At 39.7% G+C, this 1,235-nt stretch carries 1 protein-coding gene and 1 pseudogene; both read left to right on the top strand.

Annotated features, from left to right (window positions below):
* A pseudogene (locus ACS8FD_RS15350) lies at positions 1-209 on the top strand (threonine synthase); the annotation flags it as partial.
* A 350-nt stretch (positions 210-559) separates the two neighbouring features.
* Positions 560-1,235: LysM peptidoglycan-binding domain-containing protein (locus tag ACS8FD_RS15345; RefSeq protein WP_439276482.1), on the top strand; the 676-nt coding region annotated here is incomplete at its 3' end.

The following is a 1,235-nucleotide window of genomic DNA, read 5'->3' as shown; positions in this document are numbered from 1 at the left end:
AAGAGGGTGAGGTTATTATTTGCGCAGAGACCGCGTTGCCAGTCAAATTTGCCGATACTATCATTGAAGCTGTTGGTCAAATAGACATTGAGCGTCCTGCTCACACCGAAGGATTAGAAGAATTGCCGCAACATGTTATCGTTTTGGACAACAAAGCAGAGTTGGTCGCTAAACAGATTCGTCAACATGTAACGGCTGATTTGTCGTAGTTTTACCTTGTAGACATAAGCTTAAATATTTTGTTTCACGTGAAACTTTATATATATATATTAATATAAGCCTTACTATCCACATATCGGATAGTGAGGCTTTTTTGTACTTAGCTTACCGATATAGTTAACCCTGATTATTGAAGTATTTTAGGACTGAACAGACTGTTGTGTGACTTAAATTTTTGTAAATAGATGTCTGGTTATATGCTATTGTGTATATAATTGTAATTTTAACTGTCTCGTTACTTAATAAGCAATTCTAATAACTTGTTGGTTTCAATCTTGCAAGGATAAGTAATAAAACAAAATTCTATTTACGCTGTACTTTAAAATTTGTGGATACAATCATGAAAATGAGTCTAAACTCTATAGCAAAAGCGCTGATTGCTACTGCTTTTAGTGGTGCAATGCTGATGAATACTGCTCACGCTAATAACCCACCGCCAACTATCAAAGCCGATGCACCCAACCGCTATATCGTCAAAAAAGGCGATACATTGTGGGACATATCAGGTCGTTATCTAGATAGCCCATGGCGTTGGAAAGAGATTTGGGCCACCAATAAACAAATTAAAAACCCTAACCTAATCTATCCCAACGATGTGCTTATCTTATGTGTGATTCAAGGTAAGACGCTAATCGGTGTTGATACAGGTGAGGGCTGCGCAGGTATTGAAAGACAAGTAACAGGCAATGTAGTGGCTAATACCGTTGCAGTCACTTCGGTTGCCAATAGTATTCCGGCGATTCCACGTGCGGCGATCCAGCACTGGTTGGACAAGACAATTATCGTTAATCCAAAAGACTTTAATACCACCCCTTATGTATTAGCGTCCAAAAATCGTAACCTGATTACCGCTAGTGGCGATAAGATTTATACCAAAGGAATACCACTTATCATTGGCCAACGCTATGGGGTGTATCGTGAAGGTGAGATGTATGTCGAACCTAGAACCCAAGAGGTCATTGGCCTTGAAGTGACGCAAGTAGCCACTGGCTTGGTAACGAGTGTTGAAGAGAACG

The sequence above is a fragment of the Psychrobacter sp. 1U2 genome, assembly GCF_051847575.1.
Note: the sequence above shows the minus strand (reverse complement) of the source record. Positions and strands in the feature narration are given on the sequence as shown.